The 16,692-nt window shown below is 56.4% G+C and carries 17 protein-coding genes; 11 read left to right on the top strand and 6 right to left on the bottom strand.

Annotated features, from left to right (window positions below; translation table 11 throughout):
• Window positions 1–154 precede the first annotated feature (154 nt).
• From TH2_RS15050 to TH2_RS15035, 4 genes are all read left to right on the top strand, one after another.
• On the top strand, window positions 155–769 hold the full coding sequence (locus tag TH2_RS15050) for a dioxygenase family protein (protein ID WP_008891295.1): 615 nt from the start codon (window positions 155–157) through the stop codon (window positions 767–769).
• Window positions 770–912: 143 nt separating this feature from the next.
• Entirely contained in the window at window positions 913–1,530 is a 618-nt protein-coding gene (locus tag TH2_RS15045; RefSeq protein ID WP_008891294.1) for a TetR/AcrR family transcriptional regulator, read from the top strand.
• 40 nt (window positions 1,531–1,570) lie between these two features.
• Entirely contained in the window at window positions 1,571–2,047 is a 477-nt protein-coding gene (locus tag TH2_RS15040; RefSeq protein WP_008891293.1) for a DUF2269 family protein, read from the top strand.
• Window positions 2,048–2,176: 129 nt separating this feature from the next.
• Window positions 2,177–2,605 (top strand): GlcG/HbpS family heme-binding protein, encoded by a 429-nt coding sequence (locus TH2_RS15035; RefSeq protein WP_008891292.1) that lies wholly within the window; start codon window positions 2,177–2,179, stop codon window positions 2,603–2,605.
• 34 nt (window positions 2,606–2,639) lie between these two features.
• Here the strand turns inward: TH2_RS15035 and TH2_RS15030 are convergent, their stop codons facing one another.
• Both TH2_RS15030 and TH2_RS15025 read right to left on the bottom strand, forming a co-directional pair.
• Entirely contained in the window at window positions 2,640–3,380 is a 741-nt protein-coding gene (locus TH2_RS15030; protein ID WP_008891291.1) for a TlyA family RNA methyltransferase, read from the bottom strand.
• 62 nt (window positions 3,381–3,442) lie between these two features.
• Window positions 3,443–4,120, bottom strand: a complete 678-nt coding sequence (locus tag TH2_RS15025) for a GntR family transcriptional regulator (protein WP_008891290.1) — start codon at window positions 4,118–4,120, stop codon at window positions 3,443–3,445.
• 318 nt (window positions 4,121–4,438) lie between these two features.
• Between TH2_RS15025 and dctP the strand changes: the two genes are divergently transcribed.
• The 7 genes from dctP to TH2_RS14990 all read left to right on the top strand — a co-directional run bounded on the left by dctP (window position 4,439) and on the right by TH2_RS14990 (window position 12,294).
• Window positions 4,439–5,446, top strand: a complete 1,008-nt coding sequence (gene dctP, locus TH2_RS15020) for a TRAP transporter substrate-binding protein DctP (RefSeq protein ID WP_008891289.1) — start codon at window positions 4,439–4,441, stop codon at window positions 5,444–5,446.
• Between the two features lie 106 nt (window positions 5,447–5,552).
• Entirely contained in the window at window positions 5,553–6,242 is a 690-nt protein-coding gene (locus TH2_RS15015; protein ID WP_008891288.1) for a TRAP transporter small permease, read from the top strand.
• Window positions 6,243–6,254: 12 nt separating this feature from the next.
• Window positions 6,255–7,571, top strand: a complete 1,317-nt coding sequence (locus TH2_RS15010) for a TRAP transporter large permease (protein ID WP_008891287.1) — start codon at window positions 6,255–6,257, stop codon at window positions 7,569–7,571.
• Window positions 7,571–8,887, top strand: a complete 1,317-nt coding sequence (locus TH2_RS15005) for a malonyl-CoA decarboxylase (protein WP_008891286.1) — start codon at window positions 7,571–7,573, stop codon at window positions 8,885–8,887. The genes TH2_RS15010 and TH2_RS15005 overlap by 1 nt, the downstream gene beginning before the upstream one ends.
• Before the next feature lie 12 nt (window positions 8,888–8,899).
• Window positions 8,900–10,426 (top strand): malonate--CoA ligase, encoded by a 1,527-nt coding sequence (locus tag TH2_RS15000; RefSeq protein ID WP_040824209.1) that lies wholly within the window; start codon window positions 8,900–8,902, stop codon window positions 10,424–10,426.
• A gap of 268 nt (window positions 10,427–10,694) precedes the next feature.
• Window positions 10,695–11,402 carry a YkgJ family cysteine cluster protein gene (locus TH2_RS14995; protein ID WP_008891284.1) on the top strand — a complete coding sequence of 236 codons (708 nt, stop codon included), beginning with the start codon at window positions 10,695–10,697 and terminating at the stop codon, window positions 11,400–11,402.
• Window positions 11,403–11,505: 103 nt separating this feature from the next.
• The gene (locus TH2_RS14990; protein ID WP_008891283.1) at window positions 11,506–12,294 is read left to right on the top strand and encodes an SDR family oxidoreductase; all 789 of its coding nucleotides are present in this window, start codon (window positions 11,506–11,508) and stop codon (window positions 12,292–12,294) included.
• A gap of 78 nt (window positions 12,295–12,372) precedes the next feature.
• Here the strand turns inward: TH2_RS14990 and dxs are convergent, their stop codons facing one another.
• From dxs to TH2_RS14970, 4 genes are all read right to left on the bottom strand, one after another.
• Window positions 12,373–14,292, bottom strand: a complete 1,920-nt coding sequence (gene dxs / locus TH2_RS14985; RefSeq protein ID WP_008891282.1) for a 1-deoxy-D-xylulose-5-phosphate synthase — start codon at window positions 14,290–14,292, stop codon at window positions 12,373–12,375.
• Window positions 14,293–14,406: 114 nt separating this feature from the next.
• On the bottom strand, window positions 14,407–15,375 hold the full coding sequence (locus TH2_RS14980) for an alpha/beta hydrolase family protein (protein ID WP_008891281.1): 969 nt from the start codon (window positions 15,373–15,375) through the stop codon (window positions 14,407–14,409).
• A gap of 25 nt (window positions 15,376–15,400) precedes the next feature.
• The gene (locus tag TH2_RS14975; RefSeq protein WP_008891280.1) at window positions 15,401–16,282 is read right to left on the bottom strand and encodes a polyprenyl synthetase family protein; all 882 of its coding nucleotides are present in this window, start codon (window positions 16,280–16,282) and stop codon (window positions 15,401–15,403) included.
• A 24-nt stretch (window positions 16,283–16,306) separates the two neighbouring features.
• On the bottom strand, window positions 16,307–16,570 hold the full coding sequence (locus TH2_RS14970; RefSeq protein WP_008891279.1) for an exodeoxyribonuclease VII small subunit: 264 nt from the start codon (window positions 16,568–16,570) through the stop codon (window positions 16,307–16,309).
• Window positions 16,571–16,692 lie beyond the last annotated feature (122 nt).

The raw sequence follows: 16,692 nt of genomic DNA, 5'->3' as shown, positions 1-16,692 counted from the left end.
TCCCCTCGCGCCATCCGATAACGGGTGGCGCATTTTTTTTGCTGATCGAAGTAATTTTTGCTGCACGCCATCTTGTAGTTCTGCTGGGTGACCACATCTAACTTTCATAACAAAAAAAACGAACCCCAAACGCGGTTGGGAAAAGGCAAAACCAATGACCATCGATCTGGACTTAGCCGGTCTGTCGCGCAGGTCTGCGCTGAAGGGCTGGTTTGCTGCAGGCTCGGCACTTATCGGCAATTCCATTCTTTCACCGGTTTCCTACGCCAGTGACAGAACCCTTCCGGCGACACCAGCCTGCGGGGAAGATATCGGCCCGACACGCGCCATGACCGAAGGCCCGTTCTATAGCGAAAACCCGCCCGAAAAGCGCAACTTCCGAACCGATACCGGCGGCACGCCAGTGACCCTTCTGGGTTATGTGCTGAACTCGGCCTGCACGCCGATTGCCAATGCGATTGTCGATCTGTGGCATGCGGACTCAGATGGCCGTTATGACAATCAGGGCTTTAACATGCGCGGCTATCAGCGCACTGACGGCCAGGGACGCTATTATTTCGATACCATCCGCCCGGCCGAATATGCCGGTCGCACCCCGCATTACCACGTCAAGATCACCCCGCCCAATGGCCGAACCCTGACCACCCAGCTCTATTTCCCGGATGAACCGCTTAACGAGCTTGATCACCTGTTTGACAGCGCGCTTTTGATGAATATGCATCCGGCAAGTGACGGCGAAATCGGCCGGTTTGATTTCGTTCTGGCCTGATTGGCCATCACCCGCACATCACGATAACCCGCAGCCTTCCACCATAAAATCCGTATGAAAAAACGTGATTTTTGGTCTTGCGCCCTCGTGTGTCACGCTTTAATGTTAACGAAGTTAACATAAGAAAAACGAGATACGTGCAAATGGGAAAGTATCACCACGGTGATGTCCGGAATGTCCTCCTGCAACAAGCTGAAAACATCCTGACGGACGAAGGCCCGGCTGGCTTGTCGCTACGCCGTCTGGCGCGGCTGACCGGTGTGTCGGAAGCCGCCCCCTATCGCCATTTTGACGGCAAGGATGGCATTTTGGCGGCAGTCGCGATTGCCGCCTTCGAAAGGTTCGCCGAACAACTTGAAAGTGCTGCGGAAAGTCCCCCCAATCACGAAGAACGCATCATGGCGTTGGGGGCTGCCTATGTGCAGTTCGCGGTCGAAAACCCGCAGCATTTCCGTCTGATCTTTGGCCGTGAACGCCCACCCCTCGATCAATATCCCGAATTGCGCGATGCCGCCGATAACGCCTTTGACGTCTTGCAACGCGCCGTCACATCGGTTGATCGCAAGGCCGAAATGACCCTGGCCGAGGCCGCCAGCGCCTATAACCGGGCTCTCGCCGCCTGGAGCCGGGCACACGGCATCGCCATGCTGGTGATTGATGGCATGATCGTGCCGCCCGCCGATCAGGATCTTTCAAGTTTTGTTCTGGGCCTTCTGGCCGAAGATCTGACCATGCCGGTCAACTCCACCAAAGCCCCTTAACCCATAACGGGCAGCCGCCTGTTACCAACCGGAAAATCAGATGGAATACGCAACCGTCAAACTCATACACGTCATTGGCGCCATCCTGTTTTTGGGCAATATCATCGTATCCGCCGTCTGGAAAATACAGGCAGACCGCACCAACAACCCGGTCGTTATCGCCTTTGCCTGTCGACTGATCAACGTCACCGACCTCGCCTTTACTGCGCTTGGTTCGGCCCTGATCGTGATTGGTGGTATCGGTCTTTTCCACGCGACCGGCATCGCGCTTTCGGATGCGCCCTATCTGATCTATGGCATTGGTCTGTTTGGCATGGCGGCGATGCTGTGGTTGGTCGGCTTGCTCCCGCTTCAGATCTATATGTCAAAGATCGCGGCCAGGACCGTCGCAAACGGCGAAACCGAAATGCCCGCAAGCTATGAGAAATGCCGCAGGCTTTGGAACATGATTGGCCGCATCGCCATTCTGTTTCCGCTGGGTGCACTTTACCTGATGATCATGCGTCCCGACTTCTAAGTGGCGGGCGCAACATGCTGCGCCTTCCACCATACGGAAAGCCGTTTTATCTGATTGATCGCCTTTTGGCGCAGGTCCTAAGATGCCAGCAGTTAATTGCATCAAAGAAAACGTCCCGGGAGAAGTCCAATGCTGACCATCAAACGCCTGTCCATTGAGGATGCCTATATCCTGATCGAAGGCGCGCGCAACCGCGCCAATGAAATCGGGGTGCCGATGTGCATCGCGATTACTGACGAATCCGGTGTGCTGATCGCGTTTGAACGCATGGATGGCGGCAAGGTCACCAGCACCACCATCGCCCAGGACAAATCCTTTACCGCATCGGGTGCGCGCAAGGGCACGCATGAATATGCCGCGGCTGCCCAGCCCGGCAAACCGGCCTATGGCATCGATTCCGAAATTGGTGGTCGCCTGTCGATTGTCGCTGGTGGCCTGCCAGTGTTCGTTGATGGTGAATGCGTGGGTGGTATCGGCGTCAGTTCCGGCACCCCGCCGCAGGATCAGGATTGTGCACAGGCCGGCATTGATTTCTTCATGAAGAAAATCGGCAAGTAATCTGATGAGGACGGGTGGAAATCAGGCCTGTTGATCAGGCCGTTTTCCGCCCGCAAATCAGGAATTCAACATTGCCTTCGGGGCCAGTGATCGGGCTTTTGGTAATGCCAAGCACTTCCCAGCCCGGAAGATTTGCCAGCCAGTCGGAAATGGTATCGCAGACTTCCTGATGCAATTCAGGTTCGCGAACGACCCCCTTCTTCCCGACCCGTTCCTTGCCGACTTCAAATTGCGGCTTGATCAGCGCAATCAGATACCCGCCCGCCTTGACCCGTTCCATACTGGCTGGAAGCACTGTACGAAGGCCGATAAAGCTGGCATCACAAACAACGATATCGATGGCATCGGGGATCTGTTCTTCGGTCAGGTGGCGGGCATTGGTCTTTTCCATAACCACAACGCGGTCATCATTGCGCAGCTTCCAATCGAGCTGCCCCTGCCCGACATCAACGGCATAAACCTTGGCCGCCCCGTTCTGAAGCAGAACGTCGGTAAAGCCGCCGGTGGAGGCGCCGACATCGACCGCGATAAAATCGGTCACGTCGATCTCGAACTCGACCAACCCTTTTTCAAGCTTGAGCCCGCCGCGTGACACCCACGGATGGGGTTGCCCGCGCAGCGTAATGGAAATGTCTTCCTTGCACGGCATGCCCGGCTTATCAAGCCGTTGCTCGCCGCTAAAGACATTGCCTGCCATGATATAAGCCTGTGCCTTGGACCGGCTTTCCACCAATCCACGTTCCACAAGCAACTGATCCAAACGTTTCTTTGCCATGAGCGCGTTTTAACGTACCCGCCCAAAAAGGTCACGCATTTGGTGTCGTCTTTAAACCGGAATTAGCTGGCCAACGGTTCAAGGTATCCGCGCGGCACAATCGCCAGCAGATCATTAAGCGACTCACCCTGAACCGCCACATGCTGCTGCATCAGTTTGCCCGCCGTCTCGGCCTCGCCGTTGGAAATGGCACTCAGGATATCGGCATGTTCATTATTGGATTTCTTGACACGTCCCGGACGGTGCAACTGCAGGCGACGATAAGGTGCCAGTCGGTTGCGTACATTCTTGGTCTGACGTTCAAGGAAACTGTTGCGGCATCCGGCATAGATCGCCTCGTGGAAGCGGACATTGGCCTCGTAATAGGCGTCCGCGTCGGCATGATCCTTAAGCCCGTTGCACTCTTCGGACAGCGCAATCAGGTTTTCGATATCCACACGCGGCATACGTCGTGCCGCCAGCCGCGCACACATCGCCTCAAGTTCTGCCATGACTTCGAACATTTCAATCAGTTCGGCAACCGTGATCGAGGCAACAATGGTGCCACGGCGCGGCATGGTCGCAACCAGTCCCGAACCGGCAAGTGTCTGAAGCGCTTCACGCACCGGCGTACGTGAAACACCGAACCGTTCGCTTAACGAACGCTCGTCAAGTTTGTCGCCAGGCTTGAGCACTCCGGTCACGATATCGCGTTCAAGTTTCTGGACCAGATCGGTGGCAAGCTTTCCGTTTTGCGACATGTGGGACCTCGTTTTTCGTCACTTACTGGTATACCAGAACACATATTCTGGTACCAATCAAAGCCTTTTCGATGCTGCTTTGCGATGATTTCCTGCTGCACCGCAAAAGTTCAGGCGCGGTTTTCCTAAATCCCCCGGCAAATACTAGGGCGCGGATTTGTGGCACTGCAAAATGACGTTCTGGTATACAAAATTGCGTGGACAGCATGCCAGAAATCTGTAACGCTTTCTTCCAATGCGAAAACCGCATCAATAATAAGACGCGCAAAAAGCCGTCAAAATGCATTCAAAACGCATGCTTCATCCGGGAGGATAAAGATGAAGATTTTCAAGAAGACTCTTACGGCGTCTGTTGCCGCCATCTCCATGTCTGTTGCCGCCTTTGGCATGTCCGCATCTGCTGGTGCCGAGACGCTCAAACTGTCTCACCAGTGGTCGACCAGCGACATCCGTCACAAGGTTGCACAGATCGTCGCCGATGAAGTCAAAGCTGCAAACGTTGATCTGGAAATCCAGATCTTCCCGTCCGGCTCCCTGTTCAAGGCAAAAGAACAGTGGACCCCGATGACACGCGGGCAGCTCGACATGATCGTTTATCCGCTGGCCTATGCCGGTGGTCGTGTTCCGGCAACCAACCTGACCCTGATGCCGGCACTGGTCAAAAACCACGATCATGCCAACCGCATCAACGAATCCCCGTTCATGGCTAAAATCGAAGAACTCCTGAACGAAGATGGTGTTGTAACCGTTGCCAAGGGTTGGCTGGCCGGTGGCTTTGCCTCGACCAAGGGCTGCATCCGCAAGCCGGAAGACGTCAAAGGCCTTCAGATTCGTGCCGCCGGCAAATCGTTCGAGCAGATGCTTGAAGGTGCCGGTGCATCCATCGCCGCCATGCCGAGCTCGGAAATCTATCCGGCCATGCAGACCGGCGTTCTTGATGCCACCAACACCAGCTCCTCAAGCTTCGTTTCCTATCGTATCTACGAGCAGGTCAGCTGCTACACCCCGGCCGCAGGCAACGCACTGTGGTTCATGTATCAGCCGGTCCTGATGTCGAAGAAAAGCTACGACAACCTCAATGATGCGCAGAAAGAAGCCCTGGCTGCTGCTGCGAAGAAGGCCGAAGAATACTACACCACCGAAGGCCGCAAGCAGGACTCTGACAGCATCGCTGTCTTCAAGGAAAACGGCGTTGATATTGCCGAACTGACCGATGAAGACTTCGCTGCCTGGCAGGCTCTGGCCAAGGAAACCTCCTACAAGAAGTTCGTTGAAGAGACCCCGAACGGTCAGGAACTTCTTGATATGGCACTTGCAGTCGAGTGATCGGTTCTTGACGTGAAGTGATGGTGGTGCCGGTCCGTCCGGCACCACCCCATTCCTCAAAATACAAAAATATAGACCAATACGGTTCCGTCAGAGGAGAACGCGCGTGTCGAACGCCATGTCCCCGCACCCACTTCCGATTGATCTGCCAGACGATTTCACGCAGACACCAAGTGCGTCGCATTCCGTTAAATCAGATATGCCTCCCCCGCCTGATGTCGAGCCGATCGACCATCAAAACGCCATGGCCGCAAACCGGTCCCAGGCGCCAAAGGGCCCGCTTGATGGCGTCATTTCTGCCATCCATTTCTTATCGCGCATTTGCGGGATCGCATCGGCAAGCATGTTTGCCATTGCGATGCTGATCATCTGCCAGCTGGTCTTCATGCGCTATGTGCTCAATGAATCCACCGTCTGGCAGACCGAAGCCGTCATCTTCCTGATGATCGGCGCAACACTGGTCGGCCTGCCCTATGTTCAATTGCTGCGCGGTCACGTCAATGTTGACCTGTTCCCGATGTACCTCAAACGCGGCGCACGCATGACCCTTGCCATCCTGACCCTGTCATGTGGCATGGCGATCAGTGCCCTGTTTGGCTTCTATGGTCTGGAACTGGTGATTGAGGCCTATGAAGGCGGCTGGTTGTCTGAAACCATCTGGGCCGTCGCACTCTGGAAACCTTACACCGCGCTGCCGATCGGCTTTGGCTTGCTGTTCCTGCAATTCTTTGCCGATTTCCTGTCGCTCATCACCCGCAGATCGACACCGTTCGATATTCGCGACGACATTTCCTAAGGAGGCCGCATCATGGATCCCTTGCTTCTTGCGGCCGTTGTCGGCATCGCAACCACCCTTGTTCTTTTCTCCGGCATTCCGGTCGGTATTGGCCTGCTTCTGGTCAGTGTTGGCTTCATCATCACCTTTGATGGCACCGGATCACTGCCGCTGTTGCCGGAAATCCTGTTCGGCAAACTCGAAAGCTTCGAAGTTCTCGCCATCCCGATGTTTATCCTGATGGGGGCGGTTGTGGCCTCGTCTCGGGCCGGTGGTGACTTGTATTCTGTTCTTGATCGCTGGCTGACCCGTATTCCGGGCGGGCTTGTGATTTCAAACCTTGGCGCCTGCGCGATCTTTTCCGCCCTGTCGGGTTCATCGCCTGCCACCTGTGCCGCAATCGGCAAGATGGGCATCCCGGCGATGCGCGAACGCGGCTTCCCCGATACGGTTGCGGCCGGCTCGATTGCCGCTGGCGGTACGCTGGGCATCCTGATCCCGCCAAGTGTCACCATGATTGTTTATGGCATCTCGACCGAAACCTCGATCGGGCGCCTGTTCCTTGCCGGTCTTCTGCCGGGTCTTCTGGTCACCGCCCTGTTCATGGCCTGGTCGCTCTATTCGACCTGGCGTCAGGGCAACGCCCAGGCCGCCCTTGGTGTTGTCAAATACACCTGGAAGGAAAAGTTTGAAATCCTTCCGCGTGTTCTGCCCTTCCTTGTCATCATCGGTGCGGTTCTGTTCGCCCTTTATGGCGGTGTTGCGACACCTTCGGAAACGGCTGGCGTTGGTGCATTGTTCTGCCTGATCACCGCGATGATCGTTTATCGCATGTGGAAACCGGGTCAGCTTTGGAATGTCATGCGTGACACCACCAAGGAATCCGTGATGATCCTGCTGATCATCGGGGCTGCCGGCCTTTTTAGCTACATGCTGTCATCGCTGTTCATCACCCAGTCGATTGCCCAGTGGATTTCCGCCCTCGAGGTCAACCGTTGGGTTCTGATGGGCTTCATCAACGTGTTCCTGCTGATCAGTGGCTTCTTCCTGCCGCCGGTCGCAGTCATCCTGATGAGCGCACCAATCCTGCTGCCGGTGATCATCAATGCCGGTTTCGATCCTTACTGGTTTGCCGTGATCCTGACAATCAACATGGAAATCGGCCTGATCACCCCGCCGGTTGGTTTGAACCTGTATGTCATTAATGGCATTGCACCCGACATTCGTCTGCAGAGCATCCTTAAGGGCGCCTTCCCTTATGTGATGTGCATGATCGCAGCGATCATCATTCTGTGCTTCTTCCCGCAGATCGCCACCTGGCTTCCGGAAACCATCATCGGAGGACGCTAATGTCAGGCATGTCTGTCAAAAGCTGGCTTTCAAGCATTGCCGACCGTGGTCGTGAACTGCTTGATCTGCCACTCTCGACCCCGCAGGACCCGCTCAAGCAGCTTGGCGCCATGTGCAAGGACCTTGTTTCGCAAAAGGGCGAGGCACGTGGCACCGCGGCTGCACGCGAAGTGGTGCGGCTTTGGGAAAACCTGCCCGAAGAAGACCATCTGGCCTTCTTCCGGATGATGCAAAATGACTTTAGCGCTGATCGCGCCAAGGTCACCAAGGCCGCCGAGGCCTTTGCCAAGGATCCGTCCGAGGCAAACCTCGCCGTCCTGACCCAAACGTCCGAGCCGATCCGTCAGGAACTGCTGCGCAAAATCAACATGGCACCGGGTGGTACGCGGGCCATTGTCGATATGCGTGAAACCCTGATCGCGCTTCTGAAAAACAACCGCGATCTTGAGCCGCTCAATGCCGATATGCAGCACCTGCTGACCAGCTGGTTCAACCGTGGCTTCCTTGAGTTGCGCCACATTGATTGGGATACCTCGGCGGCCATCCTTGAAAAACTGATCCGTTATGAGGCGGTCCATGAAATTCAGGGCTGGGAAGATTTGCGCCGTCGTCTGGCGACCGACCGGAAATGCTTTGCCTTCTTCCATCCGGCCATTCCCGACGATCCGCTGATCTTTGTTGAAGTCGCCCTCGTGCACGGTTTGGCCGATAGTGTTCAGGCGCTTCTGGCCCCGGAAATCGATGAAAAGGCGCCGGAAACCGCCAACACGGCGATCTTCTATTCGATAAGCAACTGTCAGGCCGGCCTTAAGGGCATTTCGTTTGGCAACTTCCTGATCAAACAGGTGGTCGAGGAACTCAAACGCGAATTCCCGCAGCTCAAACAATTCGCCACCCTGTCGCCCATTCCGGGCTTCATGGGCTGGCTGCGCACCCGCCAGAAAAGCAAGGCCGACGACGCAGAGCTTGCCGGTCAGGTGCTGGACGGGCTTAGCGAAGACGACTGGATCAACGATCCGATCAAGGTCGCCAAGCTGCAAAAACCGACTTTGGCGCTGTGTGCCACCTATCTTGCCACCTGCAAACGTGGCAAGTCCCCGCTTGATCCCACTGCCCGCTTCCATCTGGGCAATGGTGCACAGCTTGAACGCCTGAACTGGCTTGGCGACACATCCGAAAAGGGTCTGCGTCAGGCGGGCGGCATGATGGTGAACTACGCCTATCACCTCAATGATATCGAGAAAAACCACGAAGCACTGATGAATGACGGAAAGATCGCCACATCGAAATCCGTCGCACAGCTTGCCGGAATTTAAACAGGTATGACCATGTCAGATAATCTTCTTCAAACATTTCTGGACCGTTTTCCGGCCAACAAATCCCGCACGTTTCTGATTGAACGCGACGGCACCGAACGCAGTTTTTCGTGGCTGCTTGATCGCACCGGTCGTTATGCCGCCGTGCTGGCATCCCATGGTGTGGTCAAGGGTGACCGCGTTGCCGCTCAGGTCGACAAATCATCCGATGTGATCGCGCTGTATCTGGCTTGCCTGCAACTTGGCGCCATTCACCTGCCGCTTAACACCGCTTATACCGGTGATGAAATCGCCTATTTCCTTGGTGATGCTGCACCGCGTGTCTTCGTCTGCCGTCCGGGCCATATCGATGCGGCAAAGGAACTCGGCGCCAAGAATGACGTCGCGGCTGTCCTGTCGCTCGGTTCAAACGGCGATGGCAGCCTCAATGACGAGGCCGCAAACGCCACCGCCATGACTGACATCGTCGCCGCCGACAAGGATGACGTTGCCGCGATCCTGTACACCTCGGGCACGACGGGCCGGTCCAAGGGCGCGATGCTGACCCACAACAATCTGGGCTCGAACGCCAAAACCCTGCATCAGGCATGGGGCTTCAAGCCGGGTGATACTCTGCTGCATGCCCTGCCGCTGTTTCACACCCACGGGCTGTTTGTTGCGATCAACATCATGCTGATGAATGGCGGCAAGGTTATCCTGCTTCCGAAATTCGATGCCGATGACGTGATTGAACGCCTGCCGCAATCAACCGTTCTGATGGGCGTTCCGACCTTCTACACCCGTCTGCTGGCGCATCCGAAATTCACCAAGGATGTTACCGCCAACATGCGTCTGTTCGTCTCGGGCTCGGCCCCGCTTCTGGCCGAAACCCATGACGCGTTCTTTGAACGCACCGGCCACAAGATCCTTGAACGCTATGGCATGACCGAAACCTGCATGAACACGTCCAATCCGCTTGATGGTGAACGCCGTCCGGGTGCGGTTGGTCCGACCCTGCCGGGGATCGAGGCGCGCGTATGTGACAAGGATGGCAACGTCCTTGGTGCTGGTGAAATCGGTGTGCTGGAAGTCCGTGGTCCGAACGTTTTCAAAGGTTACTGGCAGATGCCGGAAAAAACCGCGTCCGAGTTCCGCTCTGATGGGTTCTTTATCACCGGCGATCTCGCAACCATTGGCGAAGACGGCTATGTCACCATCGTTGGCCGTGACAAGGATTTGATCATTTCCGGTGGCTTTAACGTCTATCCCAAGGAAGTCGAAGAAGTCATTGCCGAGTATGACGAGGTCGATGAAGTCGCGATCTTTGGCCTGCCCCATCCCGACTTCGGCGAAGCCGTTGCCGGTGTGATTGTGGCTGCCAATGGTGATCAGGCCGACCCCGAAGCCATCATCAAACGCACCCAGGACAAGCTGGCGAAATTCAAGGTGCCAAAGCGCATCTGGGTGATCAAGGAACTGCCGCGCAACACCATGGGCAAAATCCAGAAGGCCCAGCTGCGCAAACAATACGAAGACACCTTTACCTCCCCTGCAGCATAAGCGTTGCAGTCTTATACTCCCGCTGCCCGGAGCCTTTCCTGCTAACAGAAAGCTCTTTCCCGCAGCACCCATCGGGTCTCTGACCCTACCTCCCCGGCCGGATTTATCTGGCCGGTTTTTTTTGCCTGCACACCCAAAACCCGAACGGCACGAATTCCGCCGTTATGCAATTTTTAGGGAATAGCGCCAAACAATGCTAAATTAGACAACGACCAACAACCAATCTGAAGGCCTGTCGTAGGGACCAGCACGAAAGTAACTGGGATTGATGACCAAGCTTGATGACGCAATAGACCGGGTTTCGCGCAACATCGCCCAAACCGGCGCCCTGACGACCGAGGCATCACGGCGCTACGAACAGATGTTTGCCGATTTCCGCACCGAACTGGACCGCGCCCTTGATGCGGTCGATACGCTTGCCGGTGCCGCGGCGGCCACCATTGCGATACTCGAACAGGCGTCTAGCCTCTTGCGCCAAAGCTTCCCCAACCCGCACCCGCGTGCCTGTCGCGATCAATGTAGCGCCTGCTGCCACCTGTTTGTCAGTGTCCCGCCCGGTGTGACCGACCTGATCGCCGCCCACATCACGGCAACTTTCACCACGCCACAGATCGATGCCCTGAAAGATCGCCTGCGCAGTGCCGCAACCGATATCGAACAGTTTACAAAAACTGCGGACGTCCGGGTGCGTTGCCCGTTGCTTGATGAACAGGATCGATGCAGCATTTACGCCGTCCGCCCGCTGACCTGTCGTGCCTTTACCTCGGCCAATGCCGGTCTGTGCCATGCCATGGTGTTTGGCGACAGTGCGCAACAATCCACCCGTATTGATCAGGATCCCGGCCATTACCGCCTGCATATCGCAGCGACCGAGGCCCTGCAAAATCTGGCAACCCGTCGCGGCCTTAACGGCCGTCAGGAAGGCTTCGTTCACGCCCTGCTCGATCAGCTTGAAAACGTGCCAGCATCCGCCTGATACAAACGCCTTGCAATTTCGCGCAAACAAGACCATTTCCCCAGAGTTCCTCAAGGGCTGCGCATCCGCCCGGCCTTGCCATCAAAAACCAAATGGGGCAGACATGGATAACCCGTCCGCAAAATCACCGCACGTGGCCTTTGTCACCGGTGGCGCCCAGGGCTTGGGCCTTGGCATCTCAAAGCATCTTCTGGGCCTTGGCTGGAAGGTCGCGATGTTTGATCTTGATGCCGATGCGGGCGAGGACGCGCTTGATAGCCTGACGGACGCTGAACGCGACCGCACATTGTTCCTGCAGGGCGACGTTGCCAATGAAGCTGATATCAAACTTTGCATCCAGCAATGCGTTGACCGGTTTGGCCGCATCGATGGTCTGATCAACAATGCCGGGATTGCCAATCCCCATGTCCCCAACATCGAAGACCTTGAATGGGATCAATGGCAACGCGTGATCAATGTCAATCTCGGCGGGGTGTTTCTGGCAACCAAACACGCGACACAGCATCTGCGCGATACCAAGGGCGCGATTGTCAATATCGCCTCCACCCGCGCCTTCCAGTCAGAGGCTAATACCGAACCCTACGCCGCGTCCAAGGGCGGCATCGTTGCCCTGACCCATGCGCTGGCCGTCAGCCTTGCGGGTGATATTCGCGTTAACGCCATCGCACCGGGCTGGATCGAAGTTGGCGACTGGCAGAAAAACGCCAACAAAACCGAACCTGACCACAGCGAAGCCGACAAGGCCCAACACCCGGTTGGCCGTGTCGGCACGCCCGAAGACATCGCACAGGCCGTGTCCTTCCTGCTGGATGGTGATAAATCCGGCTTCATGACCGGTGAAACCATCCGCATCGATGGCGGCATGACGCACAAGATGATTTACGTCGACTGACGAACGCGAAGAACGAAAAAGGCCGGTCTGTCATTTCCGACAACCGGCCTTTTGTTTATCTCGAAATCTTTGACCTGATCAGGCGCGTGCCTTGCTTTCGCTCATGCCAAGCGCGCCAAGGGCGGTCTTGACGATGGCCTTGGCATCAAGCCCGGCCTTCTCGTACTGGATTTCCGGCTTGTCATGATCAATCAACGCATCTGGCAGCGCCATGGTGCGGATCTTAAGCCCGTTATCAAGCAATCCGTGCCCTGCCATATGTTGCAGGACCATCGCGCCAAAACCGTTGATCGATCCTTCTTCGATGGTGATCAGGACTTCATGGTTGCGCGCCAGATCGGCAATCAGTTCATGATCAAGCGGCTTGGCAAAGCGCGCATCGGCAACCGTGGCAGGCAAACCCCGTGCGGCAAGATCTTCGGCGGCAATAAGCGCCTCGGCCAGTCGCGTACCATAAGACAGGATAGCAATCTTGCCCCCCTCGCGCAGGATACGGCCCTTACCGATTTCAAGGACTTTGCCCTCGGCCGGCATTTCAACGCCAACACCCTCGCCACGCGGATAGCGGAACGCACTGGGTCGATCATCAATCGCCCAGGCGGTTGTGGTCATATGCACAAGCTCTGCCTCATCGGCGGCCGCCATCAGAACGAAGTTCGGCAGGCACCCAAGATAGGCGATGTCATAGGCCCCGGCATGGGTCGCGCCATCGGCCCCGACCAGCCCGGCACGGTCCATGGCAAAGCGCACCGGCAGGTTCTGGATCGCGACATCATGCACGACCTGATCATAACCACGCTGCAGGAAGGTCGAATACAGCGTGCAAAACGGCTTGTACCCTTCGCACGCCATCCCGGCGGCAAAGGTCACCGCATGCTGTTCGGCAATCCCCACGTCAAAGGCACGATCGGGGAAATGATCGGCAAAGATGTTCACACCCGTGCCAGACGGCATCGCAGCCGTGATTGCCGTGACTTTCTCGTCCTTCTCGGCAAGCTTCACCAGCGTTTCGCCATACACCTTGGTGTAACTCGGCGCATTCGGGGTCGGCTTGGCCTGTTTGCCGGTGACGACGTCAAACTTGGCAACGCCATGGTATTTGTCGGCGGCATTTTCGGCGGGGCCATAGCCCTTGCCCTTTTGCGTGACGGCATGGATCAGGATCGGGCCATCAACATCGGCATCGCGGACGTTTTTCAAAACCGGCAACAGATGATCCATGTTGTGACCATCAATCGGCCCGACATAGAAAAAGCCCATTTCTTCAAACAGGGTCCCGCCCGTGACCATGCCACGGGTATATTCTTCAAGCTTGCGCGCCGCCTCTTCGATCTGGCGCGGCAGATGCTTGGTAAGCCCCTTGGCCGCATTGCGCAGCCCCTGATATCCCTTGCCCGAAATCAGGCGCGACAAATAGCCCGACATCGACCCCACCGGCGGGGCAATCGACATGTCGTTATCATTCAGGATCACAATCAAACGCTGATCGGTGGCGGCGGCATTGTTCATCGCCTCATAGGCCATGCCAGCACTCATCGATCCGTCGCCAATCACGGCAATCACATTCTTGCGCTTGTCATCCGATAGCTGGTTGGCAACTGCCATGCCAAGCCCGGCCGAGATCGAGGTGGAGCTATGCCCCGCCCCGAACGGATCATATTCGGATTCGGATCGTTTGGTGAAACCGGACAAACCGCCACCCTGACGGATGGTACGGATACGATCACGCCGCCCGGTCAGGATTTTATGCGGATAGCATTGATGACCAACATCCCAGATCAAACGATCATATGGCGTATCAAACAGGTAATGGATCGCAACCGTCAGCTCGACCACACCAAGGCCAGCGCCCAGATGCCCACCGGTCACCGATACCGCATCAATCACCTCGGCGCGCAACTCATCGGCAACCTGCTTCATCTGGGCAGGCTGCAACTTGCGCAGCTCTTCGGGGGTGTTGATGGTATCCAGCAGCGGGGTCTTGGAGGTCGTGCTCATTCCGATCTCGATTTCAATTTTTTATATGGCGTTGGTTCGGGTCAGGACCCAGCAACAGGGTGACTGTTATGGCGCCATGTTGCAAGCTGCGTAAAATAGCGAGGTTCGACCGAATTAGCGACCCTGAATTTCACCGGTTTTTACCTTATCGAGGAAACGGTGGATCACTTGCTCAACAGTGCGGTGAATGGTGTCGCGATCCTGACCAAAATCGCAGCATAAATAGCCAAAATTCTCTGCAATATATGGGGTGCATTTCGGCAAGAATGAATAGTGCCCCGCCCCCTTGACCTTCACAAACTTTGCCCGCCCGCGCAACAGCTTGCGGAAGTGTGCGGCATTAACATGGTCATGCAGGATTTCGTCTGTATCGGCCTCGACAAACAGCATCGGGATATCGATATCGCTTAATCCTTCATCGGTCGCTGCCACGCCAAAGGCTGGCGCAATCGCGATGATGGCGGCAATCCGTTCATCACGCTCGGACACCACCGGCCCGCCATACACATTGTGCAACCGATCAAGGTGATCATCACTTGGCGCATGCTGGCAAATCACGTGATCCATATCAGCGTTGATTTCGCAGTAATCCTGCCAGGCCTTGGCATCAAAATCCCAGCCGGCCAATTTCAGGACCGTCGCCCCACCTGCCGAATGACCAAGGGCATAGATTTTGTCCTGGTCAATCTGCGGCCCGATTTCGTCATGGGCCAACAACAGATCAAGCGCCAGACGCATTTCCTGCGGGCGGCGCTCAATAATCGCCAACTGCCGCGCTTCGGACGCATCCAGATAATTGTCGCCATGATGCTGCGGGGCGGCGACGATATAACCCCGCCGTGCCAGATATTCCGCCAACCAGAACTGATTGAACCGATGGCCTTCCGACCCATGGGAAAACAGCACGATGGGAAACGGGCCATCATCGGCAAAGGCGGCCCCGCGCGCCGCACTGGAAACCACGCCCATATGGCGCACCGAACTTTCCGGTGCGGTCGCCGGATACCAGATCGCGAGTGGAAACGGGTCCTTGTCAAACAGCCGGTCGCGAAAACCGGCTGTATATGGCGCATGATCGGTCATGGTGATGATCTAGGGCCACAGCCGATTAACGGCCGCGTTCAACCACAAAACGTGCCACCGCACGCAGCGGTTCGGCCTCGTCATCAAAGCAGTTCAGGTGATTGATCGCCTGATCGCACAGCATTCTGGCCTGTTCGCGGGCCTGATCAAGACCCAGCAATTTCACGAAGGTTGATTTTTCCTGATCAACATCCTTGCCGGCCGTCTTGCCAAGCTCTTCCGAACTTGCCTCGACATCAAGGATGTCATCCTTGATCTGAAACGCCAGCCCCATGTCATGGGCATAGGATCGCAGCGCCAAACGAATGCTTTTCGGTGCCTTGCCAAGGATCGCACCGGCTTCGCAGGCAAAGGCAAACATCCGCCCGGTTTTAAGCAAATGCAGGTGTGTCACCTGCGCCTGGTCAAAACTCTGTCCTTCACCGGCCAGATCAATCATCTGACCGCCAACCATGCCATATGGCCCCGCCGCACGGGCAAGGGCACGGACAAGATCGGTACAAACGCGTGGATCAGGATGGGTATCTTCATCGGCCAGCACTTCAAACGCCTGGGTCAGCAACGCATCACCGGCCAAAATCGCTGTCGCCTCGTCAAACTGCTTGTGGCAGCTTGGCTTGCCGCGACGCAGATCGTCGTCATCCATCGCCGGCAGATCATCATGGATCAGCGAATAGCTGTGCACCATCTCGACCGCCGCTGCAACACGCAGGGCAGACCGGCGCGAAACCTTGAACAACCCAGCAGAGCTCAGCACCAGAAACGGGCGCAAGCGTTTGCCATCGCCCAGCGTCGAATAGCGCATCGCCTGATACAGGCGCTGCTCGATCTGGCCATTGGCGCGGGGCAGGATCCCGTCAAGCGTCTCGCCCAGATCAGCAGACGCCGCACTCAGTTCGGCAATCATGTCGTAACTCACGACGGTCTCCGATTATTCAATTTCGGTCGGGGTTGCCGACGGGCGGCCATCCGCATTCAGGGTGATTTTTTCGATGCGCTCTTCAGCCGCGCGCAGTTTGTCCGCGCAATGGCGTTTCAGCGCCGCACCGCGTTCATAGGACGCAATGGCGTCATCAAGCCCGACCTGCCCCTGTTCAAGCTGACGCACGAGGGTCTCAAGCTGCCCAAGCGCCTCTTCGAAACTCAGTTTCGCGATATCTTCAGGAAGTGCGGGAGATGCAGTAGCCTCGGACATGTAAGCTCCATTTCTTAGATCGGCGCGGAGTTTACGCGCAAGTCACGATCAGGGCAACCGAACAGAACGCAATTTCGTCTGACTGAAACGCTTTTGTCGGGCATTACCCCGATGATCTTTGA

Source organism: Thalassospira profundimaris WP0211 (assembly GCF_000300275.1).
Classification (GTDB): domain Bacteria; phylum Pseudomonadota; class Alphaproteobacteria; order Rhodospirillales; family Thalassospiraceae; genus Thalassospira; species Thalassospira profundimaris.
The sequence above is the reverse complement of the archived record's forward strand: the minus strand, read 5'-3'. Positions and strand labels throughout refer to the sequence as shown.

What these genes read in the sequence shown, in the direction of transcription:
- TH2_RS14975 (WP_008891280.1), bottom strand. Translation starts at nt 16,282, where the DNA reads ATGATTGCCGAACTGAGTGCGGCGTCTGCTGATCTGGGCGAGACGCTT.
- TH2_RS15035 (WP_008891292.1), top strand. Translation starts at nt 2,177, where the DNA reads ATGCTGACCATCAAACGCCTGTCCATTGAGGATGCCTATATCCTGATC.
- TH2_RS15045 (WP_008891294.1), top strand. Translation starts at nt 913, where the DNA reads ATGGGAAAGTATCACCACGGTGATGTCCGGAATGTCCTCCTGCAACAA.
- TH2_RS14990 (WP_008891283.1), top strand. Translation starts at nt 11,506, where the DNA reads ATGGATAACCCGTCCGCAAAATCACCGCACGTGGCCTTTGTCACCGGT.
- TH2_RS14970 (WP_008891279.1), bottom strand. Translation starts at nt 16,570, where the DNA reads ATGTCCGAGGCTACTGCATCTCCCGCACTTCCTGAAGATATCGCGAAA.
- TH2_RS15050 (WP_008891295.1), top strand. Translation starts at nt 155, where the DNA reads ATGACCATCGATCTGGACTTAGCCGGTCTGTCGCGCAGGTCTGCGCTG.
- dxs (WP_008891282.1), bottom strand. Translation starts at nt 14,292, where the DNA reads ATGAGCACGACCTCCAAGACCCCGCTGCTGGATACCATCAACACCCCC.
- TH2_RS14980 (WP_008891281.1), bottom strand. Translation starts at nt 15,375, where the DNA reads ATGACCGATCATGCGCCATATACAGCCGGTTTTCGCGACCGGCTGTTT.
- TH2_RS15005 (WP_008891286.1), top strand. Translation starts at nt 7,571, where the DNA reads ATGTCAGGCATGTCTGTCAAAAGCTGGCTTTCAAGCATTGCCGACCGT.
- TH2_RS15040 (WP_008891293.1), top strand. Translation starts at nt 1,571, where the DNA reads ATGGAATACGCAACCGTCAAACTCATACACGTCATTGGCGCCATCCTG.
- TH2_RS15010 (WP_008891287.1), top strand. Translation starts at nt 6,255, where the DNA reads ATGGATCCCTTGCTTCTTGCGGCCGTTGTCGGCATCGCAACCACCCTT.
- TH2_RS15000 (WP_040824209.1), top strand. Translation starts at nt 8,900, where the DNA reads ATGTCAGATAATCTTCTTCAAACATTTCTGGACCGTTTTCCGGCCAAC.
- dctP (WP_008891289.1), top strand. Translation starts at nt 4,439, where the DNA reads ATGAAGATTTTCAAGAAGACTCTTACGGCGTCTGTTGCCGCCATCTCC.
- TH2_RS14995 (WP_008891284.1), top strand. Translation starts at nt 10,695, where the DNA reads ATGACCAAGCTTGATGACGCAATAGACCGGGTTTCGCGCAACATCGCC.
- TH2_RS15025 (WP_008891290.1), bottom strand. Translation starts at nt 4,120, where the DNA reads ATGTCGCAAAACGGAAAGCTTGCCACCGATCTGGTCCAGAAACTTGAA.
- TH2_RS15030 (WP_008891291.1), bottom strand. Translation starts at nt 3,380, where the DNA reads ATGGCAAAGAAACGTTTGGATCAGTTGCTTGTGGAACGTGGATTGGTG.